Source organism: Helicobacter magdeburgensis, assembly GCF_000765825.2.
Taxonomy (GTDB): Bacteria; Campylobacterota; Campylobacteria; order Campylobacterales; family Helicobacteraceae; genus Helicobacter_C; species Helicobacter_C magdeburgensis.
In genome coordinates this window covers 1-26,944 of the sequence record NZ_JRPE02000019.1, presented here as the reverse complement: position 1 = coordinate 26,944, position 26,944 = coordinate 1, and the positions used below count along the sequence as shown (strand labels likewise).

27 protein-coding genes are annotated in these 26,944 nt (G+C 39.6%); 5 read left to right on the top strand and 22 right to left on the bottom strand.

What is annotated here, in order from left to right; genetic code table 11:
• The first annotated feature begins 326 nt into the window (after nt 1–326).
• Entirely contained in the window at nt 327–3,992 is a 3,666-nt protein-coding gene (gene dnaE / locus LS74_RS09720; protein WP_138129103.1) for a DNA polymerase III subunit alpha, read from the top strand.
• Between the two features lie 80 nt (nt 3,993–4,072).
• Complete coding sequence (locus tag LS74_RS09715; RefSeq protein WP_034588751.1) at nt 4,073–4,486, top strand: META domain-containing protein; 414 nt, start codon at nt 4,073–4,075, stop codon at nt 4,484–4,486.
• A gap of 83 nt (nt 4,487–4,569) precedes the next feature.
• On the opposite strand, the gene fliR is transcribed toward LS74_RS09715, so the two are convergent.
• From fliR to fliP, 11 genes are all read right to left on the bottom strand, one after another.
• A complete protein-coding gene (fliR, locus tag LS74_RS09710; protein ID WP_034588754.1) occupies nt 4,570–5,346 on the bottom strand; it encodes a flagellar biosynthetic protein FliR in 777 nt (258 codons plus the stop codon).
• A gap of 2 nt (nt 5,347–5,348) precedes the next feature.
• The gene (xseB, locus tag LS74_RS09705) at nt 5,349–5,588 is read right to left on the bottom strand and encodes an exodeoxyribonuclease VII small subunit (RefSeq protein ID WP_034588756.1); all 240 of its coding nucleotides are present in this window, start codon (nt 5,586–5,588) and stop codon (nt 5,349–5,351) included.
• 15 nt (nt 5,589–5,603) lie between these two features.
• Nucleotides 5,604–7,049 carry an IMP dehydrogenase gene (gene guaB, locus LS74_RS09700; RefSeq protein WP_034588758.1) on the bottom strand — a complete coding sequence of 482 codons (1,446 nt, stop codon included), beginning with the start codon at nt 7,047–7,049 and terminating at the stop codon, nt 5,604–5,606.
• 50 nt (nt 7,050–7,099) lie between these two features.
• Nucleotides 7,100–8,446 (bottom strand): Asp-tRNA(Asn)/Glu-tRNA(Gln) amidotransferase subunit GatA, encoded by a 1,347-nt coding sequence (gene gatA, locus LS74_RS09695; RefSeq protein ID WP_138129101.1) that lies wholly within the window; start codon nt 8,444–8,446, stop codon nt 7,100–7,102.
• Between the two features lie 50 nt (nt 8,447–8,496).
• Complete coding sequence (aroC, locus tag LS74_RS09690) at nt 8,497–9,579, bottom strand: chorismate synthase (RefSeq protein ID WP_138129099.1); 1,083 nt, start codon at nt 9,577–9,579, stop codon at nt 8,497–8,499.
• Nucleotides 9,579–10,307 carry a ribonuclease III gene (rnc, locus tag LS74_RS09685; RefSeq protein ID WP_034586654.1) on the bottom strand — a complete coding sequence of 243 codons (729 nt, stop codon included), beginning with the start codon at nt 10,305–10,307 and terminating at the stop codon, nt 9,579–9,581. Before rnc ends, aroC begins: the two co-directional genes overlap by 1 nt.
• 13 nt (nt 10,308–10,320) lie before the next feature.
• On the bottom strand, nt 10,321–10,764 hold the full coding sequence (rnhA, locus tag LS74_RS09680; protein WP_034586656.1) for a ribonuclease HI: 444 nt from the start codon (nt 10,762–10,764) through the stop codon (nt 10,321–10,323).
• Nucleotides 10,739–11,833 (bottom strand): tetratricopeptide repeat protein, encoded by a 1,095-nt coding sequence (locus LS74_RS09675; protein ID WP_034586659.1) that lies wholly within the window; start codon nt 11,831–11,833, stop codon nt 10,739–10,741. Before LS74_RS09675 ends, rnhA begins: the two co-directional genes overlap by 26 nt.
• 1 nt (nt 11,834) lies before the next feature.
• Entirely contained in the window at nt 11,835–12,665 is an 831-nt protein-coding gene (locus tag LS74_RS09670; protein WP_034586662.1) for a peptidylprolyl isomerase, read from the bottom strand.
• A 128-nt stretch (nt 12,666–12,793) separates the two neighbouring features.
• Nucleotides 12,794–13,969: a tRNA (uridine(54)-C5)-methyltransferase TrmA gene (gene trmA, locus LS74_RS09665; RefSeq protein ID WP_034586665.1), complete on the bottom strand. Its 1,176-nt coding sequence runs from the start codon at nt 13,967–13,969 to the stop codon at nt 12,794–12,796.
• 19 nt (nt 13,970–13,988) lie between these two features.
• A complete protein-coding gene (gene fliP / locus LS74_RS09660; protein ID WP_034586668.1) occupies nt 13,989–14,813 on the bottom strand; it encodes a flagellar type III secretion system pore protein FliP in 825 nt (274 codons plus the stop codon).
• Between the two features lie 87 nt (nt 14,814–14,900).
• On the opposite strand from fliP, the gene glmU reads away from it, so the two are divergent.
• From glmU to LS74_RS09645, 3 genes are read left to right on the top strand one after another with little or no spacing between them, the layout of a single operon-like run.
• Nucleotides 14,901–16,238, top strand: coding sequence for a bifunctional UDP-N-acetylglucosamine diphosphorylase/glucosamine-1-phosphate N-acetyltransferase GlmU (gene glmU / locus LS74_RS09655; RefSeq protein WP_034586671.1), 1,338 nt, complete (start codon nt 14,901–14,903; stop codon nt 16,236–16,238).
• Between the two features lie 9 nt (nt 16,239–16,247).
• Complete coding sequence (thiS, locus tag LS74_RS09650) at nt 16,248–16,445, top strand: sulfur carrier protein ThiS (protein WP_034586673.1); 198 nt, start codon at nt 16,248–16,250, stop codon at nt 16,443–16,445.
• Nucleotides 16,446–16,464: 19 nt separating this feature from the next.
• Nucleotides 16,465–16,842, top strand: coding sequence for a hypothetical protein (locus tag LS74_RS09645; protein ID WP_236096912.1), 378 nt, complete (start codon nt 16,465–16,467; stop codon nt 16,840–16,842).
• 77 nt (nt 16,843–16,919) lie between these two features.
• Here the strand turns inward: LS74_RS09645 and LS74_RS09640 are convergent, their stop codons facing one another.
• The 11 genes from LS74_RS09640 to LS74_RS09590 form a co-directional block, all read right to left on the bottom strand.
• Nucleotides 16,920–17,363, bottom strand: coding sequence for a hypothetical protein (locus tag LS74_RS09640; protein ID WP_034586675.1), 444 nt, complete (start codon nt 17,361–17,363; stop codon nt 16,920–16,922).
• Nucleotides 17,364–17,532: 169 nt separating this feature from the next.
• A complete protein-coding gene (locus LS74_RS09635) occupies nt 17,533–18,378 on the bottom strand; it encodes an HDOD domain-containing protein (RefSeq protein WP_034586676.1) in 846 nt (281 codons plus the stop codon).
• A gap of 128 nt (nt 18,379–18,506) precedes the next feature.
• The gene (locus LS74_RS09630) at nt 18,507–19,820 is read right to left on the bottom strand and encodes a (Fe-S)-binding protein (RefSeq protein WP_034586678.1); all 1,314 of its coding nucleotides are present in this window, start codon (nt 19,818–19,820) and stop codon (nt 18,507–18,509) included.
• Nucleotides 19,821–19,828: 8 nt separating this feature from the next.
• Nucleotides 19,829–21,202 carry an oxygen-independent coproporphyrinogen III oxidase gene (hemN, locus tag LS74_RS09625; protein ID WP_034586680.1) on the bottom strand — a complete coding sequence of 458 codons (1,374 nt, stop codon included), beginning with the start codon at nt 21,200–21,202 and terminating at the stop codon, nt 19,829–19,831.
• Between the two features lie 32 nt (nt 21,203–21,234).
• Nucleotides 21,235–21,678 (bottom strand): DUF2603 domain-containing protein, encoded by a 444-nt coding sequence (locus tag LS74_RS09620; protein ID WP_034586682.1) that lies wholly within the window; start codon nt 21,676–21,678, stop codon nt 21,235–21,237.
• Entirely contained in the window at nt 21,679–22,665 is a 987-nt protein-coding gene (argF, locus tag LS74_RS09615; RefSeq protein WP_034586684.1) for an ornithine carbamoyltransferase, read from the bottom strand.
• Nucleotides 22,666–22,804: 139 nt separating this feature from the next.
• Nucleotides 22,805–23,398: an HP0838 family lipoprotein gene (locus LS74_RS09610; RefSeq protein WP_034586686.1), complete on the bottom strand. Its 594-nt coding sequence runs from the start codon at nt 23,396–23,398 to the stop codon at nt 22,805–22,807.
• 18 nt (nt 23,399–23,416) lie between these two features.
• Nucleotides 23,417–24,127: an LPP20 family lipoprotein gene (locus LS74_RS09605; protein ID WP_138129097.1), complete on the bottom strand. Its 711-nt coding sequence runs from the start codon at nt 24,125–24,127 to the stop codon at nt 23,417–23,419.
• A gap of 77 nt (nt 24,128–24,204) precedes the next feature.
• On the bottom strand, nt 24,205–25,278 hold the full coding sequence (locus tag LS74_RS09600; RefSeq protein ID WP_034589638.1) for a glycosyltransferase: 1,074 nt from the start codon (nt 25,276–25,278) through the stop codon (nt 24,205–24,207).
• Nucleotides 25,279–25,288: 10 nt separating this feature from the next.
• On the bottom strand, nt 25,289–26,395 hold the full coding sequence (locus tag LS74_RS09595; protein WP_138129096.1) for a glycosyltransferase family 4 protein: 1,107 nt from the start codon (nt 26,393–26,395) through the stop codon (nt 25,289–25,291).
• A 10-nt stretch (nt 26,396–26,405) separates the two neighbouring features.
• Nucleotides 26,406–26,944 (bottom strand): glycosyltransferase (locus LS74_RS09590; RefSeq protein WP_138129094.1); only part of this gene is annotated, 539 nt, incomplete at its 5' end.

Sequence of the window (26,944 nt, the reverse complement as noted above, 5' to 3'; positions counted from 1 at the left end):
TTAAAGCGTCGTCGGGTGGGGGATACATAAGGGGGAGGGGTGACTTCGCGTGTAGCGAAGCAAACCCGTTTTACGCAAATTCAAACCCCTCCCCCTTATAAAAAAATAATAAAAGAAAAGAAAAACTCTAAAAATCAAAATGTTTCAAGCAAAGAAATTTCGCTTAAAGGTTCGCACGAGCGAAGCTCTTGCCCACACTTGCAAAAATGATAACTTTCCACATTCTTATAAGAATCCTTCTCACTTTAACTAACTCTCAACAAGTTTATCTTATAATTCCCCCACTTTTTTTAAGCCTCAAATTTTATAAACACAAAGGATTTGCAATGAGTTTTACACATCTTCACTTACATACAGAATATTCCTTGCTTGATGGGGCAAATAAGATTAAAAACCTTGCTAAACGCATTCGTGAGCTAGGTATGGAATCTGTGGCAGTTACTGATCACGGCAATATGTTTGGGGCGTTGGATTTTTATGTGAGTATGAAAGAAGAGGGGCTAAATCCCATTATCGGTATGGAGGCGTATATCCACAATGGCGATGAACTAAGTGATAAAAGCATAAAGCAACGCTTCCATCTCTGCCTTTTTGCGAAAAATGAGATAGGCTATAAGAATCTAATGTATCTTAGCTCTCAAGCCTTTATCAATGGCTTTTATTATTATCCGCGTATCAATAAAAGGCTTTTAAGGGAAAGAAGTGAAGGGCTTGTATGCTCTTCTGCGTGTTTGCAAGGCGAAGTGAATTGGCAGCTCAATACAAATAATCCACGCAATGTGCAGTTTGGGGCGAAAGGCTATGAAATGGCAAAAGAAGTCGCCCTAGAGTATAAAGATATTTTTGGGGAGGATTTTTACCTTGAGATTATGCGACACGGCATAAATGATCAGCTTTTTTTAGATGAGCAGATTCTAAGACTTGGCAGGGAGCTAGATATTAAAGTCATTGCCACAAATGATACACATTATACTTTTCAGCAAGACGCCAAAGCACAAGAAATCGCAATGTGCGTGGCTATGGGTAAAACGCTCAATGACAAAGACAGACTAAAGCACTCGGTAAAAGAATTTTATGTTAAATCTCCGCAGCAAATGGCACAGCTCTTCCTTGATGTGCCTGAAGTGCTAGAAAACACACAAGAAATCGCACAAAAATGCCGCTTAAATCTCAACCTTAAAAATATTGAGATTAAAAACAAGCACACAGGAGAAGTGATTTTAGAGCATTCCCCAGCCACTCCGCCAAACTTTAAAAACACACAAGAATACGCTAAAAAAGAGAATCTCCCGCAGATTCTCAACTGCGAATTAGAATCTATTGATGATGCGACTTATTTTGCTTTCAAATGTAGGGAGGGCTTAAAGGAGCGATTAGAGCATATTCCTGAATCTAAGCACCAAGCTTACAAAGAGCGATTAGAGCGAGAAATAGAGATTATCAACTCTATGAAGTTTCCGGGCTATATGCTGATTGTATGGGATTTTGTGAATTTTGCTAAGCAAAATGGCATACCGGTAGGTCCCGGGCGTGGCTCAGCGGCGGGAAGCCTTGTAGCCTACGCACTTAAGATTACAAATATTGATCCGCTCAAATATGATTTGCTTTTTGAGCGATTTTTGAATCCAGAGCGGGTGAGTATGCCTGATATTGATATGGACTTCTCTCAAGAGCGGCGACAAGAGCTTATAGAGTATGTTTCAAACACTTATGGCAAGTTTAATGTCGCCCAAGTGGTAACTTTCAACTCACTTTTAGCCAGAGGTGTGATACGTGATGTCGCACGCGTGCTTGATATGCCCCTGAAAGATGCTGATGGCTTTGCTAAACTTATCCCAAATGATCCAGGTGAGAAGATTACACTCACCAAGCAAGTAGGCAAAGATGGCAAGGAAAAAGATGGTGCGTGGGAGAAAGAGCCAAAAATACAAGAGCTTGTAGAAAAAAATCCTTTAGCCAAACAAGTATGGGACTATGCCGTGTTACTAGAGGGGCTAAAGCGAAATACAGGGCTTCACGCGGCGGCTATTGTGATAGATTCTAATGATGAGCTATGGAATAAGGTGCCACTTTATACAAATGATAAGATGAATGGCGTAGCGGTGCAATACTCAATGGATTGGCTTGAGCCGGTTGATTTGATTAAATTTGACTTTTTGGGGCTAAAGACGCTTGATGTGATAAGCGATGCGATTAAACTAGTAAAAAAACGCTATGGCGTGGATATTGACTTTAGCACAATGGATATGGAAGATTCTAAAGTCTATGAGACAATCCAAAGCGGTAGCACGCTGGGGCTTTTCCAAATAGAATCTGAAGGTATGCAAGCCCTAGCCAAAAGGCTAAAGCCCAGCAATTTTGAAGATGTGATAGCAATGATTTCTCTCTATCGTCCCGGACCTATGGATCTTATTGATGACTTTGTGGCACGCAAACACGGATTAGTAAAAATTGAATATCTTATAGATGCACTAGAGCCGATTTTAAAGCCCACTTATGGCATTATTGTCTATCAAGAGCAGGTTATGCAAATCGTGCAAACTATTGGTGGATTTTCACTCGGTGGGGCGGATTTGGTGCGAAGGGCAATGGGGAAAAAGAAGCTTGATGAGATGTTGCGATTGAAAAAAGAGTTTGCTGATGGGGCGGAGAAGCAGGGCTACAATCGCACTAAGGCAGAGGATTTATGGGAGCTTATTGTTAAATTTGCCGGCTATGGATTCAATAAATCTCACGCTGCGGCGTATGGAATGATAACCTACCAAACGGCGTATTTAAAAACCTACTACGAACACGAATTTATGGCAGCAATGCTGACAAGCGAAACACGCAAAGTAGAATCTGTGGCAAAATATATCAATGAAGTAAAATCACTTGGCATTGAGATAGTCCCGCCACATATTAATATTTCTGATAATGATTTTGGTGTGGGCGAGTTTGATGGGGTGAAAAAAATCATCTTTGGGCTAAGTGCGATTAAGGGCTTAGGCGAATCGCCCATTGAAAACATCATCACAGAGCGGGAGAAAAATGGCGAGTATAAAAATGTAGAGGATTTTATCGCAAGGGTTGATTTTTCAAAAATGACAAAACGCTCTTTAGAGCCACTTATTAAATCTGGTGGGCTAGATGGGCTTGGATTTTCCCGCCATACAATGCTTGAAAACATTGACTTGCTTTGTGATAAGGGGCGTGAAAAGGATAAGGCACACGAGATGATGAGTAATTCCCTTTTTGGAGAAGGTGGCGTGGAAATCAATGTGCATTTGCCTATCCAAGATAAGCCTGAATATGACATACGCACTTTGCTTGATTATGAATATGAATGTATGGGAATCTACATCTCCGGGCATCCGCTTGATGATTTTAAAGAGAAGCTAGATAAGATTAAAGGTATGGTTAAGAGTGTTGAGCTAGAGGATTTAGAGCTTAACTCAACTTGTATGCTTGTAGGAAAGATTTTAGACATTAAACGAAAAATCAGCAAAAAAACTGGCAAACCCTTTGGGACAATTGACTTTTTGGACTATGGGGGGAAAATTGAACTTATGGTGTTTGAAAAGCACCTTGAGATTCTAGAGGGGCTGAATCAAGATAATCCTTTGGCATTAAAATGCAAGATTGAAGAGCGTGAAGATAGGCTCAATGTAAGGATTCTAGAGATTTTTACCCTTGAACAAGCCGTGGCAGAAAAGCCCATAGAAGCTAAATATAAAACCAAACAAAGCGAAGATGAAAGCCAAAAGATTATCCCCCTTGATATGCGACCAAGTGAGCTTGATGTCTGCACACCTCTATGCGTGGTGGTGGATAGCTCTTGTGTGGAGAATGGAATCTTAGAAAAGCTCAAAGCCCACTCTCAAAGCCTTAAAGGCAAAAGGGAATTGCGACTAAAGATTAAAAATGATAGCTTTGGCTATACATTCGTTAGTCAAATTTTGGTGCATTCAAGCATTAAAGAAGCTTTCAAAGAGTTAGAATGGCAAGAATAGGATGTTAATTTAAGTTTAAGCTAAAAAATCTAGATTTATTGTGATATAATGCCAATTTTACTTTATTTTAAGGAGTTTGTATGGAATCTATAAAAAGCAAGGTAATAGCTTTTGGGATTTTTGGAGCATTAATGGTAGGCTGTGGGCAAGATTCACAAAAAGAGATTATCGCAAAATGGAATCTTGTCTCTCTCAATAGCAATGGCACGGAAATCAGTTTAGATGAGCCTGAAAATCCTGCGTTTGTAACTTTTGATGGAAGCAAACTCAATGGCAATGCTGGGTGCAATGCTTTCTTTGGAAACTATACTTTGAAAGACAAAATGCTTGTAGTTGAAGGCGTAGGCACAACACGCAAAATGTGTGATGAAAAAAGTATGGCAATAGAGGATAGCCTGATTAAAGTATTTGCCGATGGCTCAAGTGAGCTAAGCATTAACGGCGATACGCTTATCATTCAAAAAGAGAATACAAAAGCGACATTTAAGAAATAATTTAGCATTGTAGAATCTGCCTAGATTCTACAAACCCCCACATTTTCTGCTTTATTTTGTTTTGACTTTTAAATTTTTATGCTTCACTGCCCTAAAAATATTTTTCCAACCGCCAAAAACGCTTTGGCAAGTTCATTTTTAAATGTAAAAATAATGCTTGAAATTGTAAGAAAGAGCACCACAAAGGCAATAGCGATTTTCACAGGAAAGCCGATGGCTAGGAGATTAAACTGCGGGTGTGTTTTCATAATCATTCCAAAAATAATATCAGAAAGCAAAATAATAGCTAAGATAGGAAAAGCCATAGAAAAGCCCACAGCAAAGATATTCCCAAATGCCTTAATGAAATACTCCACACTCTTTGGCTCAAAGACAAAGCCCCCAAGCGGTGTAGCTTGAATACTATGCGAGATAATAAGAAAAATGGTGTGATGAAAGTCCAAACTCAAAGCAATAAGCAAGCCTAAAATCGCTATAAGCTGGGCAACTATGGGCTTTTGTGTGCCGCTAACTGGATCATAAGCACTTGCCATTGTAAGTCCCATAGTAAAGCTTATAAGCTCCCCACCAAAACTTAGCATTGCAAAAACAATCTGCAAACAAATAGAAGCTAAAAAACCTAGCAGAATCTCAAAAAGTGCAGCAAATAAAAACTCCACCATACTCATATCAGGCAAAGTATAAGACGCTAAAGGATAGAATGCCACGCTCATAAAAAACACCATTGCCGCACGGACATTGATACTGATAAGCTGATTATCAAAAAAAGGGAAAAACGCAAACACCCCGCTAAATCGTGCTACAAGCAGCAAAAACACAGCAACACTATTTGGCTGCGTGATATAGGCTACAAGCTCCATTCTTAGTCTTTAAATTCTTGGTATTGCAGTTTGGCTTGTTCTAGGATTTCTTGTGCGTCTTTGAGATAACGCATACCGCTTTCATATAAAGCAAGAGATTCTTTAAGCGTAACTTCTTGTGAGTTAAGCTTATTTAGCACAGCCTTAGCCTTTTCTAGCATAGTTTCAAACTCATCATCTTGTGATTCTTGCGGAGTTTGTGAATCTTGTAAATCTAAATTAGGTAAAACTTCTTCTGCCATACCCTGCCCCTTAGCCTATCCGTGATAATTTGGTGCTTCTTTGGTAATATCCACATCGTGCACGTGAGATTCTCTAAGTCCCGCTGAAGTGATCTCCACAAACTCCGCTTTCTCCCACAATGTCGCAATATCCTTGCTTCCCAAATAGCCCATTGATGATTTAAGCCCACCGATAAGCTGATGCACCACATCACCAACTTTTCCGCGATAAGGCACTCTGCCCTCAACCCCTTCAGGCACAAGCTTATCTTGGGCTGTGCCTTCTTGGAAGTATCTATCCGCACTGCCACGAGTCATTGCTCCCATACTTCCCATACCGCGATAGCTTTTATATTGTCTGCCTTGATAGATGATAAGATCGCCCGGCGATTCTTCTGTCCCGGCTAAGAGACTACCTATCATCACGCACGATGCCCCAATGGCTAGGGCTTTAGCAATATCACCGGAATATTTTATACCACCATCGGCAATAAGTGGAACATTATGCTTTCTTGCCACCTCCGCACAAGATTCTATGGCTGAAATTTGTGGCATACCCACACCAGCCACAATACGCGTGGTGCAGATACTGCCCGGACCTATGCCGACTTTCACGCCATCAGCCCCAGCGTTGATTAAATCCCTTGTAGCCTCAGGCGTTACGACATTGCCTACCACTACATCAATGGCAAGTTTTGATTTAATCATCTCCAAAGTTTTTAGCACATTAATAGAATGCCCGTGAGCCGAATCTAGCACCAAAACATCAGCCCCGGCATTTGTCAAAGCCTCTGCTCTATCAAACTGCTTCACACCAATGGCAGCCCCAACTTTTAACCGCCCAAAGCTATCCTTGCACGAGTTTGGATACTCTATCCTTTTTTGAATATCCTTAATGGTGATAAGCCCTTTTAGCGTATAGTTTTCATCAACAATAGGGAGCTTTTCAATCCTGTGCTTATGCATAATCTCTTTAGCCTCCTCTAATGTCGTGCCAACTTTAGCCGTGATAAGAGAATCTTTTGTCATCAAATCCCCAACGCGTTTGTTTAGATCCTGCTCAAAGCGGACATCGCGGTTTGTTAAGATTCCAATAAGTTTGCCATATTCATCAACAACAGGCACACCAGAGATTTTATAATTATCCGTAATCGCCTTAGCATCGGCAAGTGTGCTATCCGCACGGATATAAATAGGATCAACAATCACGCCACTTTCACTTTTTTTCACGCGTTTAATCTGCTCTACTTGTGAAGCAATATCCATATTTTTATGAATAATGCCAATGCCCCCAAGCCTCGCCATAGCAATAGCAGTGCAAGATTCTGTAACGGTATCCATTGCCGCACTCACAAGCGGAATGTTAAGCGAGGTATTTTTACTTAGCATTGTTTGAGTGCTGACATCTTGAGGGAGAATCTCCGAATACGCTGGGATAAGTAAAACATCTTCAAAAGTTAGGGCTTTTTGTCGTATTTTCATTTTTCAAATCCTTTCATTTTTTTGAATCCGCGTAAGAATTTTGTGTAGTCTCAATTTTGTAGTTCTTTTTCCAAACCATAGGCGATGTTAAGGATTGTCTGCTCCTCAAACTTCCCGCCGATAAATTGCATTCCCACACTTAAGCCTTCAGTATTTTTCATTGTAGGGATACATATCGCAGGAAGCCCAGCAAGATTCACCCCAATAGTATAAATATCACTCAAATACATTTCAAGTGGAGAGTGAGAAGCGCCAAATTTTGGTGGCAGAGTTGGTGCAATGGGAAGTAAGATACTATCGCATTCATTCAAAATCGCTTCATAATCAGCACAAATTTTTTGTCGCACCTTTTGAGCCTTGAGATAATACGCATCATAGTATCCGCTACTTAACACAAAGCTCCCAAGCAAAATCCGCCTTTTGACCTCATCGCCAAAATACTCACTACGGGTATTCAAATACACTTCTTTGAGATTCTCCGCCTTTGCCCTTGTGCCATATCGCACCCCATCAAATCGTGCAAGGTTGGAACTTGCCTCGGCCGTGCAGATGATATAGTATGCCGAGATATGATAACGCGTATCTAGCATAGACTTTTCCACAATGCTATGCCCCATAGATTCTAGAATCTTGATAGTTTGATAATACGCCTCTTGCACTTCTTGTGTCGCATCTTTAAGAAAATCTTTTAGCACAGCAATTTTATAGCGTTTATGAGAATCTAAATCCCTAAAAGTATGTAAAGCAGGGAGATTAGCACTTGTAGAATCTAAATTATCATAGCCACTAATGGTATCCAGCAAAAGGGCAGCATCTTCTACATTTTGCGTAATTGGTCCTATTTGATCTAAGCTTGAGCTATACGCCACAAGCCCATAGCGACTAACCCGCCCATAGCTTGGCTTTAGCCCCACACAGCCACAAAATCCAGCCGGTTGCCTAATAGACCCGCCTGTATCACTCCCCAAAGAGGCGATAGCAAGTCCGCCTGCCACCGCTGCTGCACTCCCTCCACTACTGCCACCGGGGACACGCGATGTATCAAGGGGATTTTTCACTCGCCCATAGCAGCTAGATTCTGAAGTGCTTCCCATAGCAAATTCGTCCATATTCGCGCGTCCAAAACCACACATTTTATTTTGATGAAGTTTATTGATTACAGAGGCATTGTAAGGGGAGACATAGCCTTTTAGAATCTTGCTCCCACAAGTGATTTCCCAACCTTTGACATTAATATTATCTTTTATAAGAATTGGCACACCGCTTGTTTGACTTTCCATTATCTCGCCGATATAGGCATTTAGCTCCATATTTTGCTTGAGCTTTTCTCTTATGTCTTGCTTAATTTCTTTGAGTTCATCTTCGCTTTTTGTGAGTGCTTCTTTGAGTGTTATCATTATCTCTCCTTATAAGAGTGGGATTATAGAATCTTCTTGCTTTAAAACAGCTATAACTCGCTCAAATACACCTTTTTGAGAAAGCTAAGTTGTGAAGTGCTGTGTAATAAAAGCATATCCGCAATGACAAGAGCCACCATAGATTCAGCCACCACACTGCCACGCACCGCTACGCAAGGATCGTGTCGCCCTTTAATCTTACATACCTGTTGCTTACCATTAACATCAAGCGTGTCTTGGGGCAGAAAAATGCTCGGTGTGGGCTTAAAATGAGCCTTCACTCTCACAATATTGCCATTGCTGATACCGCCTAGAATCCCGCCGCTATGATTTGTTTTAAAGCCTTTTTTATCCATTTCATCATTATGTTCGTTGCCATATTGTGTGCTTGATAAGATTCCATCACCTATTTCCACTGCTTTGACTGCATTTAGCCCCATAAGTGCTTCTGCGATTGCCCCATCAAGCTTATGATAAAGTGGCTCTCCTAAACCGACAGGCAACCCACTTGCCTCTATCAAAGCCACGCCACCCACACTATTATGTTTGTTTTTCGTAGATTCTATAAGGGCTTTTTGGGCGTCTTCTTTTTGCTTATCAAGGGCGTAAATCTCACTATTTTTGGCGTATTCAAAGTCAAACTCACTACCTACAACATCGCCAATGGAGCAGATTCCACTTTTTACTTGTATATTAAATTCTTGCAATAAAAGTTTAGCGATTGCCCCAGCGGCTACTCTTGCGGCACTCTCTCTAGCTGAGCTTCTCCCACCACCGCGATAATCTCGCAGTCCATATTTTTTAAAATATGTAAAATCAGCGTGTCCGGGGCGGAAAATGTCTTTAATATTATCATAATCGCTACTCTTGCTTGAAGTATTAGCTATCCATAAGCATATAGGTGTGCCTGTGCTAATTCCTTCAAACACACCACTTAGAATCTGCACCTTATCGGCTTCTTTGCGTTGAGTAGAGAAGCGATTAAGCCCAGGAGCGCGTCTTTTCATCATAGATTCTATAAAGTTTTCATCTATTTTTAGCCCCGCAGGAAGTCCATCAATCACACAGCCTATACCCTCGCCGTGAGATTCTCCAAAAGTGCTTATACGCAAGGCTACACCAAAAGTATTCATCATCTCTCCTTATCATTATTTTGATGATTATTTTTGTATAAGGCAGAGATTTTTTTATAGGCAATTTGAGCGGATTTTTGCTGGGCATCTTTTTTTGAGCTGCCTTTTGCCCTTGCGTATTCCACCCCATTAACACTTAGGGCAATTTCAAAGCTTTTTTTATGATCAGGTCCGCTTTCACTCACAAGTATGTAAGTTGGAATCTCCCCATAAATCGCCTGTGTAAGCTCTTGCAAAGCCGTCTTATAGTCTGTAAAAAGTGAGTTTAAATCAATCTTAGCGTAATTTTGCTCTAAGAGTTTTAACACAATATCTTTAAGAAATGTCAGTTCAGATTCTAAATAAATCGCACCCATCAAGGCTTCAAAGGCATTTGAAAGAATAGACGCCTTTTGACGCCCCTTATTATTTTCTTCACTCTGTGAAATATGCAAAAATGCTCCCAAATCAAGTGATTTTGCAAGTTTCATAAAGCCCTTTTCATTGACAATACACGCTCGCAACTTGCTTAACTCACCCTCTTTAGCACTAGGGAATTTTCTAAATAAAAACTCCCCCACAAGCAAGTCAAGCACCGCATCACCCAAAAACTCTAATCGCTCATTATTGTAGGCACTCTTACAGCTTTTGTGAGTGAGTGCTTCAAGCAGGAGCTTTTTATCTTTAAAAGTGTAACCAAGCTTTTTTTCAAGAATCTGGGCATTTTTGGGGGGATTATACTTTGGCATTGCTATCCTTTTATTAGAATCTTGCTGCTTCATCTTTTGCTATCATATCTTTTGCCGCTTGTTTAGCTAGGCTATCACATAGCTCATTTTGTGGATGTCCGGCGTGTCCTTTCACCCAATGGGCTGTAATACTATGTGGTGAAGAAACTTGTAAATAGCTCTGCCACAAATCTACATTTTTGACATTTTTAAAATCCTTTGCCACCCAATTTTTAAGCCACGAGTTAATCCCCTCGCACACATATTTAGAATCGCTATATATATCCACAACACAAGGCTCTTTGAGTGCTTTTAGAGATTCTATTACTGCAAGGAGTTCCATTCTATTATTTGTCGTGTGAATCTCCCCACCGCTTAGAATCTTTTGCTTATCCTTAAAGCATAAAATCCCACACCAACCCCCCGCTCCGGGATTGCCTAAAGATGAGCCATCACAATAAAGGGTAACTTGCTTCATCTCTTACCTTTTGGACTTTGTAAATCACATCGCTATTAAGCAGCTCCCCACAAGAAGAGCAACGAGCATTTTCAAAAGGGAAAATCTGCTTACAGCTATGACAGCGATACTCAAAGCTAAGTGTGGCTTTAAGATTTGAATGCTGATGTAAGATTCTCATATTTTCTAACTCAAAAATATCACAAACTTTAGAATCTACTATCCACCCTTTAGCCCGATACACATCTAGAATCTGCTTATGCGTGATTTGCTCCAGCGGCACATTTTTACGCTCAAACCCCCATAAAATATCAATATACTTTGCGATATTCTCACTCTCCTGCACCCTCTCCCAAAAGAGTGAAAAGCTCACACTTTTAAAATATTGTAAAACCATCTTTTCAAGCTTTGGCTCTTTGCCCTTTAGCTCATCTAGCTTTTGAATCTTTCTTGCAAGCGGGACATTGTGCTGGTTAATAAGTAGCAAGGCATACAAATAGGCTTTGTTTAAACTCAGTGTGTGAAAAAAATGCTCCTGTGTAGAATCTTTTATATAATCTTGTGATGGAGAAGAAGAATCATAAATCTCTTCAATGCACTCAAGTGCGTCAATGGCATTTTTATACTCATTCAAGCTTTCATAAGTTCGCAGGAGATAACGCAACACTTGGGGATTTCTAGGATAGTTTTTTAAAATCTCTAAAAAAATGCTTTTTGCCCTTTGTAAAAATCCGGCGTTATAATACGCCCTGCCTAAATCCTGCAGAATCTCAATTCTCGCTTCCGCGTGAGAGTGCTTAAGATTTTCTAGTATGCTAAGATAAATCTTAATCGCTTCTTGTGTGTTACCACTTTGGATATACGCATTTGCGATAAATTGCAATGTGGGAATGGGATTTTGACATAGGGCTAAAAACTCTTCAACACCTTCAGTTAGCCCAACAAACTCATAAGACTTGGCAAGATTCTGCAAAGACTTGTCTTTTTGCTTTTGCTTATAACGATTGCGTCCATAATCAATTAAAGCAACACTCGCCACAATGGCAACAAAAATCAAAATGCCAAAAAGTGGGTCTGCATAAGGAAGCATATTATTCTCTAAGCGTTATGATATTGGCACTAGAGCGGATTTTATTAAAATGTTCAGTGATGATACTTTGCTCTTTTTGTGCCATTATTTTTTGATTGATGAGTGGTTTTGCTTCATCAAAACTTATAGCTTTCTCGCCCAAACGCTCCTTGACTAAAAAGCTCACAAAGCCGTTGCCACCGGTTGTAAGCACGGGGCTAAATTCATTATTTGGCGTATTGAGAAATACTTGAGCAATTTGTGGGCTAAGCGAAGAAAGCGAGATTGTTTCATTTATCTTTTGCACCCCTTGAATCGTAGCCTTTGGTGATTGTATGGCGTTTTGTAAATTGCCTTCATTCTGTGCTGTGTATCTTACCACACGCACCGATGAGGGGAGTAAAAATTCCTTTTTGTGCTTTGTGTAGTAGCTTAATAGCTCATCTTCACTTGAAATGCTGATGTTTGAAGCGAGGATTCTTTGCATAAGCTCTTTAGTTTGCAACTGCTTTTTGATTTTATTGCGATATTCCTGTAAAGTCGTGCCATCACGCGTAACCTCAGCAAGCAAGGCATCTTTGCTAAGGTTAGCATTTGCAGCGATTTGAGAAATCTCCTCATCAATCTTAAACTCATCAATGCTAATTTTAAATCGCTCTATCTCATCATCTTTTAATCGCTCATTAATCAGCATATCAATGGCGGCTTTTTTGGAGATTTTCATTTGTGTTTGAAGCTTAGCAATTTCACTCAGTGTAATAGCGTGTCCATTGACGCGTATTGCCACACCTGCTATAATTTCAGCCTGTGAAACTAGCACGCACAGGCATAAAAAACATATAATTTTTTTCATCTATATCCTTTTTGTATCTTTGGAAAATTTTGTGTCATTCTAGCACATTCAAAGCAACCCCAAAGCAACAAGGGAGATTCTAGCTTATCTAGCCTTGTGAGATATTGTCATATTGAGTGGTAAAACAATCACTTCTGGCGTAAAATCACTACACATTCCCTATGGTGCGTATGTGGAAACTGATCAAAAAGTCCAAAATGTAAAATACTATGGCTTTGTGTAAGTGTTTGTAAATCTTGCAAAAGTGTGCTTGGATTGCACGAAACATACACAATGGTGCTAAATTGTTGCAAAAAATGCAGAATCTTTAGCTCATTTACCCCACTTCTTGGCGGGTCAATCAGCACACAATCAAAGTTAAAACTTTTTATGTCAATGCCCCTTAGTCTAAAAAACTCCCGCTCCCCACTTAATGCCACTTGCGTTTCAAGGGCATTAAGCCGCACAGGAATAATATTTTCACAAAAATTCTGCTCCATATTTTGCTGTAAAAGTGAGATAGCAGACTTCACCACTTCAGTAGCGAGAATCTGTCTAAAAATCCCGCTTAAAGCAATGCTAAAATTCCCACCGCCACAATACAGCTCAAGCATATCGTTATCAGGCTGTGGATAGAGTGTCTTAAGATGAGTAATTACAAACTCTAGCATTTTTGTATTGATAAAAGGATTGGGCTGTGAAAAGCTAGATTCTTGCTTGAAATAAGTGTATATCCGCTCCTGCTTAGAATCTGCAAAAAGCCTTAGGCTCTCACGCACACAAGGGGTGCTTAAAAGTATCTTTTGATTTTTAGCCCTGCCGATGATATGGATAGTAGCATTTAACGCTTTATGTAGCCTATCACGCATATTTTGAGCCTTTTGCTCCCATAGAGAATCTAGCCTTTTGTGATAAATAAGTGAGATGATAATCTCTTGTGATTCTATGTTTGCTAGAAAATTACACGCATAAATTTTTGTGCGTAAAGTCTCATCTGCTTCTAAACTTTCAATGACTAGGGGCATAGCCTTTTGGATTATAGGAAGCAAAATAGGGCATTGTGTGATGGGAGTGCGATGATTTTTTTCCCTATTACTCATCGCAAAATAGATTCTATTCTCATCTGTATAGAATCTAAACTCCGCCCTTGCTCTAAAGCCCCACTCCACCGAGTTATGAACGCTTAGATTTGCGGAAGAAAAACCATTGCTAGAAAAAAGGGAGCTAAATTCCTGCTGTGTTTGTTGTAGCTTAGATTCTAGCTGTTTTTCATAAGCTAAATCCAGCTCACAGCCACCGCATAGCCCAAAGTGCTGACATTTCATAATCAATACTTAAGCCAAGCTACTTAAAGCCCTGCACAAGATTCCCAATAAGCAGATTCCACCCATCAACAAGCACAAAGACGAGAATCTTAAAAGGCAGTGAAATCATAACAGGAGGCAACATCATCATACCCATTGCCATAAGCACGGAGCTTATCACCATATCAATGACTAAAAAGGGCAGATACAATAAGAATCCTATCCAAAATGCCGTCTTAAGCTCACTTATCATAAATGCCGGGATAAGCACGGTTAGCGGAACATCATCAACGGTTTGGGGATTTTCAAGGTTGCGGATTCTAAAAAAGAGTGCCAAATCCTTTTCACGCGTATTTTTAATCATAAAATCTTTAAAAGGCACAATTGCTCTTTCAAACGCCTCATCATAAGAAATCTGCTTTTCTGTATAAGGCTTTATGCCAACTTCATAGCTTTTAGTCGCTACCGGCTCCATAATGAAAAATGTCAAAACAAGTGCAAGGCTTACTAAAACCTGCGTTGGTGGGGACTGCTGTGTGCCTAAAGCAGTGCGTAAAAAGGCAAAGACAATGACAATGCGTGTAAAACTAGTCATCACAAGCACAAGTGAAGGGGCAATCACAAGCAGTGTAATGATAAGGACGATATTAAGCGTTGCAACTAGTTCGGTTGGCTCTTGTGGCGTAGTGAGCGATAAATCCACGGAGGGCAACACGGGATTTTTAGGCAGTGAAGGAAGTGGAGCGATATTTGATGGGGCTGGAAGGGCTGGGGTAAGATTAGCGTTTGGAGAATCTGGGCTTTGTGGATTTGCGTAAGCAAGGGAGCAAATACAAAGCAAAAGCATACCTATGAGTTTTTTCAAAAATTACTCCAAAAATGAAACTTAAGGGGCGTATTATAGGATTTAGTGTGTTAAAATTACATAAAAAGCATATCAAAAGGAGTGAAAATGAGTGTATCGGTGGTGATTTTAGCAGCTGGGGCTGGAACGCGTATGAAGTCAAACCTGCCTAAGGTGCTTCATAGAATCTGCGGTAAGCCTATGCTGTTTTATTCCATTGATGAAGCTTTGAATTTGAGCGATGATGTGCATATTGTGCTATTTCATCAAGAATCTTTAGTGAAAGAAAAGATTATAGAATCTTACCCAAAGGCGTGTGAAAGCGGGGCTTTGCATTTTCATATACAGGATTATGAAAATTATCCGGGCACCGGTGGGGCGATTATGCAGGGGGGTAGTGGGGAAAAAGCAAAACATTGCTTTGCGTATAAATATGAGCAGATTCTTATCCTTAATGGCGATATGCCCCTTGTGCGTAGCCAAACGCTTAAAAAGCTGTGTGAGAATCCCTCTCAAATTGTGATGAGTATTTTGCACCTTGATAATCCAAACGGCTATGGACGCGTGATTTTAGAACATAATAAGGTGCAAAAGATTATAGAGCAAAAGGACGCTACACAAGAAGAGCTAGCTATCAAAGATGTCAATGCTGGGGTGTATAAGATTCACAAAAATATTTTAGAATCTTACCTGCCACTTTTACAAAATAACAACAACCAAAAGGAATTTTATCTTACCGATGTGATTTTTTATGCAGGGCAAAATGGCGTTGAGATAGCCGCAGTGCAGGTAGAAGAGCAGGAATTTATGGGGGTAAATTCTAAGCTCCAACTCTCCTTGGCACAAGAAGTGATATTAAAGCGATTAAGAGATGCGGCTATGGAAGAAGGCGTGATTATGCACCTGCCCCATACGATTTATATAGAATCTGGCGTGAAGTTTAGCGGGGAATGTATTGTGGAACAAGGTGTGCAGATTCTGGGGAATTGCGAGATTATAAACTCTCACATCAAAGCCCATAGCGTGGTGGAATCTAGCATTATAGAATCTAGTGATATAGGTCCTATGGCACATATCCGCCCAAAAAGTCATTTACAACACACACATATTGGTAATTTTGTGGAAACTAAAGCAAGTGTCTTGCGTGGGGTGAAAGCGGGGCATTTAAGCTATTTGGGGGATTGTGAAGCAGATGAGGGAAGCAATATCGGGGCTGGAGTGATAACTTGTAATTATGATGGCAAACAAAAGCACAAAACAATCATTGGCAAAAATGTCTTTATAGGCAGTGATGTGCAGCTTGTCGCACCACTTGAAATTGGCTCAAATGTGCTTATTGGTGCAGGTAGCACGATAACAAAAGATTTGCAAAATGGGGATTTAGCCCTATCACGCACACCGCAGAAAAATATCAAAGATGGTTATTATAAATTTTTTGATAAATAAGGAGTGGATATGCAGATTTTACTCAATGGCAAGGTGTATGAACTAGAATCTAGCACGATTTTAGCTCTGTTAGAAAAGCTTGATATTACGCATAAGGCAATGGCGATTGCGGTGAATACGCAGGTGCTAAAAAAGGAAAAATGGGGTGAATATGTGCTGCAAAATGGCGATGAAGTGGAGATTCTAGACTTTGTGGGTGGCGGATAAAGATAAAATGGATAAAAAGATGAGTGAAATGGGAAAGATTCTGTTTTTTTTAAGCTTTGTGTGTGGTGGGCTGTTTGCCTGCACAGGGGATTGTAAGAGCTGCCACGCAACGCTAGATTATAAAAATGACATACGCCACGCACCAATGCTAGAGTGCAAAACCTGCCATACTGAAGCTAAAATGGCACAGATTGATATGGGCGGTTGTGGAGAAGACTGCTTTGCCTGCCACGATATAAGTAAGATTAAATCTCCAAGCCTAGCTAAAGATCACTATATTATTAACTCCTGCATACAATGCCACACAAGCCTGTCTAACTCCCCCCTTAGCACAGGCGAAAATGTCTTCCAAAAGGGGATAAAAAACTTTAGTAATGGACTTATGAATCAAAAGTAATAGTTTAGAATCTTGCCTAAGCTACAAAAATATGTAAAATCTCTTGCTCCGCAGCATTCGCAGACAGAGCATATGCTTTAGTCTCGCTTTATAGTGAGATCTGAAACCATTGGCTTGATAGCATTAATCAAGTTATTGCTTGTATTTTCTTTCCACCCCTTATCTTCTCCATCTTCAATATTCTTTGCAAACTTGCCGTTTTCAAATACAAACTCGTGCTTTCTTTCCCTATCACCATTAATCCACTCGGTTTCATATTTTGTGATAAAACCATTATCAATAGAAAGCTTTTTGATATACTTCTTAAAGCCACTTTCTTTCGTCTCATCAATCTCTATCACTCCGCCAACAGGCTTGCCCGACTTATCTGTGCAGCTAAAAACAGCATCTTGAGTTATAGCTTGAAACTGATTAGAAGGTGTGCCACTCTCTACCACACAAATCACATTGTCTTTTTCTAATGTGTTTCCACAACCTACTAGTGTCAATGCCACTGCCACACTTATTAGAATCCTTTTCATTTCTTGCTCCTTTTTTAATGTTTCACTTAAAGTGAGAGAAGCATTCTAATCAAAAAAACAGCTTAAGCTTTAGAGAAAAACAGCGAAAAGTGAGTATTTGGGATAAAAAAATTAAATCTAGAGCTAAAGATTCTAGATTTAATGGCAACAAGTAAGAGAAATGAGAGATTTACTTACCGATATTGAGCTTTGCGTCAGTTGGGAGAATCTCAAAGAATCTATCCATATCAAAAAGGATATTTTGCGTCTTAGCCTCTTTAATAAGTGCGATAGCGTCCTCCATATTGTAAGGTTTGCCACCATTATATGGCTCAAAGACTTTATTGACAACAGCTAGGGCATAGGCATTTTTCTTCACTTCATCAGATGCGGCGTGTGGCATTGTAATATACGCGGTGCTTTGGATAAGAATCTCATCAAACTTCCAATGATCAAATAAAAAGCCCAAAAATGTAAGATGGTCTAGCCCATAAAATTCTGTCTCAACCGCACCAATATCAGCAAAATCACTTTCTTTAAGCTGGGCTAGAAATTCTTTATCCTTACCACTTTGGATAAGTGTATTAGCAAATAGCATCATTCCCAAACGCAAAAGCATAGCACAAGGCACAAGCACTTGGGCAAGTTTTTTATCAGTTTGCGAAAACCACTCCGAGATAAAATCCGCCTCCCTGCTACAATTCCCCAAAAACTCCTGTGTATCTAGCCCATAAGGCGAAACATCTATTTTAAAACTCCCACGCAAAGAATTTGCAATAGCAACATTTTTGACATTACTGATACCAAGCAAGGACACCACTTGATTGAGTGTGGAAATCTCACGAGAAAACCCATAATAAGGCGAGTTTGCCAAACGCAGTAAATCCCCCGTCAAAAGTGGGTCTTTAGAAATAATATCCACCACGCCTTGCACCTGCACTTCAGAACCAGAAGAATCCACATATTGTTGCAACTTCATCACGGTCTCTGGCAATGGGGGCAAATTATCAATCGTCTTAAGTAAAAGTTCATTCATCAAAGCGTCCTTTAATAGCAAAAACTAAATCGCGTTATATTATCGGCAACGCGTGGATTATATCAAAAAGCGATATAAATGCGTTTAAAATTTTGCTCATTTTTTAAGAAAATACAAAAACAAGCTTATCACTTCACACTTTCGCCCTTTAAAGCCTGTGCGATAAGCTCCAAGGGGTGAGCAAAACGCACTTTGGAATCTATTTGTGTGAGCGCATTATCAATCTGCATACGACACGCTCCACATTCCGCACTGACAATCTCCGCTCCACTTCTCTCTATCATCTCCGCCTTTGGCACACCAGCTTTGAGCGTGAGATCATAGCGTGAGCTTTGCATACTAATGCCTCCAAAACCACAGCACCTACTAGAATCGCTCATTTCTTTAAGCCTAAAGCCCTTTGATAAAAGCACTCGTGGCTCTTTATACACACCTAGCACCTTCCTAGCGTGGCAAGGGTCGTGATAAGTGATACTTTCTCTAGCAAGATTCTGTGGAATCATCTCACTTAAAGGCGTATGATGATAGAGCCACTCACTTGCCATATAAATTTTAGGTGAAAGCTTTTCAAGCCTTTGTGCGTAATCTTTTAGAGTAGAATCTGAATCTAAAGCGTGAAGCCAATCTTTTTTAATCATCGCCGCACAAGTGGCTTCAGGGATTATCATCGCATCAATGCTATCCCAAAAACTTTCAAAATAATCAATATTTTTCTTTGCCAAATGCACCACACTCTTCACATCGCCGGTAAAAAACGCCGGCGCACCGCAGCACTCCTGCAAATGCGGCACAAACGCCCTGATCCCCAAATGATTTAGAATCTCAAGCAAGCTCTCCCCAACACTCACATAATTATAATTACTCAAACAGCCGATAAAAATCGCCACTCTATTATGTTGTAAGGCATTTTTTGGAGCAGATTCGGTAGTCGGGAGAATCTCACCTTGATATTTTTGTAAAAATGACTTTCTCCACACAGGGAAAACGGAGCGTTTAGCCCTTTTAGAATCCGCACCCTTAAATAGCCTAATGCGACTAACAAGCCGCCCATTTTCTTCCTTAAACGCACAAGGCATAATAAAATGCACGAATCTAAACACAAAGTCCGCCGCCTTGCGATGACGCAAAAGGTAAAAATACGCCCTTTTATACCACGCAATGCCATATTTTTCCGCAATATCCACACGCACAGATTCTATTGCCACATCAACTGGCAGACTAGAAGGGCAGTGCGTTACACAAGTGGTGCAAAGGAAGCAAGATTCAAAAATCTCCCTGCTTTGACTATTTAGCTCCAAATCGCCCCGCTTATACGCCCCTAGTAAATCCAAAAATCCACGCGGAGAGGTAACTTCATCGCGATTAGCCATATAAATGGTGCAGTTTGGGATACACTTCCCACACTTTACACACGCACTTGCCACACTTTGTAAATCAAGCATTATCGCTCCTAAATTGTCTTGCTAAAACGCTTTGTAGTATCATTTTGTAAATATGTATCAAATACCATAGCGATATTGCGGATAAGCATTCCGCCTGTGGGCGAAGTCTCTATGCTTGAAGGCGTGATTTGTATAAGCCCTAGCTCTTCATACTCTCGCAAAGATTCTAATTCATTGGCAAAATACACCCTAAACTCAATCCCAAATCGTTTTTCAATCCCTTCAAAATCAAGTCGCAAATTATTCATAAGCCCCATAATCACTTCTTTACGCAAAATATCCTTTTCACTTAGCTTAACACCTCTCTCAACGGGCAATCGCCCCTCATCTAACGCCTTTTCATATTCCTGCATATCTTTATAATTTTGGGAATAATACCCTAACCCCTCGCTAATGCTTGTAAGCCCTATGCCGATAGTTTGCGAAAAACCCCTTGTTGTGTAGCCTTGAAAATTCCTGCGAAGCTCATTTTTAGCCTTAGCTAAATACAGCTCATCACTCTTTTTTGCAAAATGATCCATTCCTATCATCATATAGCCCTGCTCCTGTAAAAATGCAATGGTATTTTTTAGAATCTCAAGCTTTTGAGCGGGGTTTGGCAAAGTCGTCTCATCAATTTTCCGCATTGTTTTTTTCATCCACGGCAAATGTGCGTAATTAAAAATCGCTAGTCTATCAGGCTTTAGCCCCACTACCTTTTGCAAAGTATCCGCAAAGCTTTGCTCACTTTGATAAGGCAATCCATAAATCAAATCAAAATTTACAGATTCTATGCCAAACTCACGCGCAAGGGCAATGGCATTGCTTACAATCTCCACGCTTTGAATCCTATGTATAGCTTCTTGCACCCTTTGATCAAAATCCTGCACCCCAAAGCTTAAACGATTAAAGCCATTTTCTTTTAAAACAGCCATTTGCTCACGCGAAAAAAACCGCGGATCCACCTCGCAGCTTATTTCCGCATTCTTAGCAAAATTTGTAAAGACCCCACGGATAAGCCCAATCACACTTTCAAGCTCTCTAGCATTAAAAAATGTCGGTGTCCCCCCGCCAAAGTGAAACTGCACCGCCTCACGCGAAGTATCCATAGAATCTTTAAGCAGTGCAAGCTCTTTTTTCAAATAATGGATATAACGCTCTTTTTTTTCTTCCTTGCTTGTATAAACGACATTGCAGCCGCAAAAATAACAAGCCGAGCGACAAAAGGGCAAATGCGTGTAAAGTGAAAGGGGCAAAGAAGTAGAATCTGCTTCTTTTAACGCTTCTTTATAACTTGCATCATTCCAAGATTCTCTAAATTCCACCGCAGTGGGATAGCTTGTATAACGCGGAGCGGATTTTGAATACTTCACAAAAGCGTTAAAGTCAATATTTTGGCTCAAAATGTATCCTTTTCTTATTTTTTAAACACTTTTTATCTGGGCTTACGCAAATAATCAATGTCAAAAAACAAATTTGGGTGCTTCTTTTTAATATCTTTAGCAAGAATAGCGGTGTTTATCTCGGGTAAATTCCCATCTTTTAAACGCAAAGATTCTAAGATATTTGTCGCCACCGCCATTGCATCATCAAGGTCTATTGGCATTTGTGAGATGATGTCTTTTTCAAGCTTCATTATAAGCTTTTCTTCTTGCATATTTTTAATGCGTGAAAGCAGACGCACAAAAAGTTTTTGCGGGAATACCACATACTCTTCGCCCTGCTCATCTTGCAAAAACCACAACTCATCTTTTGAAAACTCACCGCGTTGCATAGCAAGAAGCATTGTGTCATCTTCAAGCTGACGCAAGATTCCAAGATTCTCTTGAATAATTTTTTCTTTAGATTCTAACCATTTATCTTGTTTTATATTTTTCATTTATAGCTCCATTTCCAAGGGGTAGGCAAGAGGCAAGTTATTCAACTTCATAAGAGCTAACATAATGGCTTTTTGTGCGTGGAGGCGATTATTTGCCTCTTGGAATACACGACTTTGTTTGCCCTCTAATACACTCTCACTCACTTCCTGTCCGCGATATGCAGGAAGACAATGCAAAAAGATAGAATCTTCTTGCGTCAAACTCATAAGAGAATCATCTACGCAAAAACCAACAAATGCCTTTTCTCGCTCTTTTTTCTGCTCCTCTTGTCCCATTGACGCCCAAGTGTCAGTAACCACCACATTGACCCCACTCACAGCCTTTTGTGGCTCCTGCATAATATGTATCGCTCCGCCACTTTGTTTGCAAGTTTTAAGGGCAGATTCTACAATATCTGCGCGTGGAAAATACCCAAGCGGCGAAGCTACCCGCAATTCAAAGCCAAGGATTGCTGCTAAGTTTATCCACGAATGAGCCATATTATTCCCATCGCCAATATACGCCACAATAGGTTTTTTAAGCCCATTTTTATGAATCTCATCAGGCAGGGCAATACCACACTCAAGCATTGTAAGATAATCCGCCATTAACTGCACAGGGTGAAAGTCATCACTCAAACCATTGATGATCGGCACAGATGAGTATTCCGCAAACTCTTGCAATTTTTCGTGCTTATCTGTCCTCATCATCACCATATCCACCATAGAGCTAATCACGCGTGAAGTATCCTTGATAGGTTCTCCGCGTCCAAGCTGTATGTCCTTGTGGGAAAGAAACATTCCGTGTCCGCCGAGCTGGTAGATTCCACCTTCAAAACTCACGCGTGTGCGAGTTGAACTCTTTTCAAAAATCATTGCAAGAATTTTGCCCTTAAGATAAGACGTGTGAGTGCCATTTGAGCTTTCTTGCTTGAGCTTCAAAGCAAGGTTAGTAACTGCTAGAATCTCATCTTTTGAAAAGTCATTTAATGTAAGAAAATGTCTCATCTACCTACCTTATGTGTTGTGATGTGTTTCTTATGCGTTGTAAAGTGGAAGTAGCGATTGTATCCAAAAATGGTAAGAAAATCTTACATTTTTGAATGAGTTTGCAAGTTTATCAGTGGGCTTATCAATTTGCAAGATCTCAATTTGTAGAACTGCTCGGCGGGATATAATCCTCAATTCCAATAGTAATGTTTGCACTCAAATTCTTAAATAGCACCTTGTTTTTGCTCCGCTCATAGTAAAACTCCTGCCCACCTCGCACAAACCACTGCACAAAAAGAGTGCCATCATTTGAAACGCGTTTGCCCTCGCCATCAAAAATATCCCGTCCAGCTAAAATATCGCCAAAAAGATTTGGATAACTCACCTCACCAAAAAAGCTTTTAACCGCTATCCATTTTGAAGTGCATTGTTTTGCCATACACACCTCTTTTGGCGTAACGACAATCTCGCTCACAGGCTTACCAAGTTTATATAGCTCAACATTAAGCTTTTTGCTTGTTTTATTATATTTAAACGAAGCAAAGTCATAGAATTTCACTCGTGGAGTGTCAATCAGCAGAATCTTAAACTTTGTTGGCTCTAAAACAGGGGGTTGATTGGGATTAATATCAGGATCTTCAAAGCTTTCAAGCCAAGCACAAGAAGCCAAAAAAAAGGGAAGTAGAAAAGGGAGCAAGAAAGCAATGCTCCCTAAAAATGTTCGCTTAAAAATGCCAACTATTATATTCATTATGCCGCCTTAAATCCCTTAAGCACGTGCATTTGAGAGAATCTTGTGCCAGATTCTGCCATCAAGTTTTAGCTCCATATTGACTTGACATAAGCCATCTTTATACACAGTCTCAAGCACTTCAGCATTGCGGATAAGTGCTTGGACTTTTGTTTTCACAGTTGAGCTTTGAAGCATCATATCACGCACAGTATCTTGGGCATTTACTCTAATACCATACATTTTTTCACCGATTTGGCGATAAGCATCAACAATCGCCGCTCTCTTTGCCATAGCAAAAGCCTGTGAGGGCGAGAGTGAATTTTCAGGTGATACGCCTATGCCAACAGCACTTAGGGTAATCTCATTTTCAGGTGTGAGCATTGGGGAGTTTGGAATATTGCTCGTATCGCCCCTGCCGATATACTCATCTCTATCTCTATCAAACTTTGGCTCAAGGTTATCTTTATTTAAACCCGGCACTTCAACCTTCTCTACCACAAGCGTATTAATCTTTTGATTGCCACTTGTTGGCTTGGAGATAAGATTGGGATTTGTATTGTATCCGGGCATTGGTGGATAAGTGGGAGCTTGGATTGGGGCATACATCGGCTGATTGCTCGCACTTGGTGGAATCAGTCCATTATTAGCACCACCAGCATCGCCTACATTGAATAAATCTCCGCAACCACTTAATGCAAATACAGCAAAACTTGCAACAATTGAACTCTTAAGCAAACCATTTTTCATATTCAGTCCTTTGAATTAAATTTCATAAGAGCTAAAAGCAAGATGTGTTCCATATTTACCTTAAGCATTTGTATAGTCTATACTTTGCCTACAACAAGGCATTCCCACAAAGCTTGGAATGTTAGACGCAACCTTTTAGGGAAGCCATAGATTCTAGGAAAATGATAGCAAAAGCGATATTTTCCCTTGATATAAGGCAAAAATGGCTTTAAATCAGCCTTTGTAAAGCCAAGCTCTGCAATATAGCCAAATGGCTGTATTTCACGCAAAGTTTCTTTAATATAAAACACACCCCAATGCAACAAATACCCCCTTATCTGCTCATCTTGTGCTTGCAATGAATATTCACAAAATCGTTTTGCAATCATAAAATGACTAAAAGCAGAATGCAGGGACTTTACCCTAGATTTCGTTGTCATAATAGAATCTTGTCTCTGCACTCTATAACAATATACAGCTTCATCAACCATCTTAAATCTTTTCATAAATGTAAAAATATAGCTTGCAAACAAAACATCTTCATAATAAATATGAGGCTCAAAAAAACACTTATTATCAAATATCAAATCATACCTATACACAAACAACCACACAGCATAATAATGGATATGTGGATTGATACAAAGAATACTTTTAGAATCATAGACTTTTCTTTTGTAGCCTGAATCAAAAAATATATTTTCTACGAGCTGCTTACCACTTGCCCCAAAATGAAAAGCACTATTAAAAACTAAGCACTGCAAATCCGTTTCAAGTGAAATATGTTGATACATTCTCATTAAGGCAGATTTTTCTAAATAATCATCAGAATCCACAAAAACAATATAGCTTTTCTTTGTGGTGTTGTGAGATTTTTGCTGGGGGGGGGGAGGTATGAGATATTTTTGCCTAACCACATCTAGCCCCTTATTACGCGCCATTGATAATCCTTGATTTTCTTGCTGGATAAGCATCAAACGAGAATCTTTTTTCACATACTCTTTGGCAATTTCCCCGCTAGAATCCGTGCTACCATCATCAATAAGAATAGCTTCAAACTCCGTATATGTTTGATGAATGATAGAATCTAAACATTCTTTAAGATAAGATTCCACATTGTAAATTGGCACGATGATAAAAAATTTTATATTCTCCATTCCCTTTTTCTCCATTCTCTACCCCCTAAACACTCTCATCTCTAAATACTTTTTCCCATAAAGGCATAATGGCTTCTTTTGAGAATCTCTCTTTGACTCTTTGCTTTGCTTGTAGTCCCATAGATTCTCTTTTGTCTTTATCACTCATTAAGTCTATAAGTTTGTCTGCGTAGTCTTGTAAGTCATTATCTTCTATAAGATAGCCGCTTGTGTGAGATTCTATAATATCGCTTGGACCCGTTGCTACATTAAAGGCGATGGGACATAAAGCATAAGAGCAAGATTCTAAAAGCACCATAGGAAAGCCCTCAAAATGGCTACTCATCGCATAAATACTTGCGTTTAGATACTCTTTTTCTATATCTTTTGTGAAAGGTTTTAGGGTGATGGTGTCTTGTAGATTTTTTTCTTTTATTTTAGATTCTATTTGTTCTTGTAAGACTCCGCTGCCGACAATAATGAGTTGCCAAGATTCTAAGTTGCTTTCTTTTTTAGATTCTAATCCTGCTTTTATCCTCTCCTGCACCTTTTCCCAAATATCTATAAGCCTTAAAAAGCCTTTTTGGTCTCCACTATCCATACGCCCAACGGATATAATTCTATGTTGATTGAAATCTGTGTTTTGCTGTGAGATAAAAGGTAGAAAGTTTGGGATTACTTTGATGTTTTTGTGAAGCTTGGCATATAGCTTTTTTTCAAAACTAGACAAAATAACAAAAATGTTAAAAAAACTTACTCTAGGATATAAAGGATATTTGTGGCGATATTTTTTAAACAAAAAATCAAAGTTATAATGCTCTAGGCGGATATAATTTGTCCTAGCCTTTTTGATAAATGGAAAAAAGTGATTGCAATTTGCGATGACAATATTTTGCTCGTTGGACAACTTTGAATTTATCAATAGATTAAACTTAAGCTTAGATAAAAATGCCTTTGGAAAAGTGTGGTTCAAATAGATGATTTTTGTGTTTTGCGGCAGTGGGGCAAGCAAGGTGGACTTCTCACTCAAATAACTAATGATTGTAATATCAAATTTTTTATAAAACAAATAACAGAGATTAATTACCACGCGTTCTGTGCCGCCCTGCCCGTGTATGTCGTGAATCGTAAGATATAAATGCGTTTTCTCCATTCTCTACCCCCTAAACACTCTCATCTCTAAATACTTTTTCCCATAAAGGCATAATGGCTTCTTTTGAGAATCTCTCTTTTACTCTTTGCTTTGCTTGTAGTCCCATAGATTCTCTTTTTTCCTTATCACTCATAAGCATTAAAAGTTTATCAGCATAGTCTTGTAAGTCATTATCTTCTATAAGATAGCCGCTTGTGTGAGATTCTATAATATCGCTTGGACCAGCAGCAATATCAAAAGCAATACAAGGTAAGGCATAAGAGCTAGCTTCCACAAGCACCATACCAAAGCCCTCAAAATGGCTACTCATCGCATAAATACTTGCGTTTAGATACTCTTTTTCTATATCTTTTGTGAAAGGTTTTAGGGTGATGGTGTCTTGTAGATTTTTTTCTTTTATTTTAGATTCTATTTGTTCTTGCAAGATTCCACTGCCGACAATAATGAGTTGCCAAGATTCTAAGTTGCTTTCTTTTTTAGATTCTAATCCTGCTTTTATCCTCTCCTGCACCTTTTCCCAAATATCTATAAGCCTTAAAAAGCCTTTTT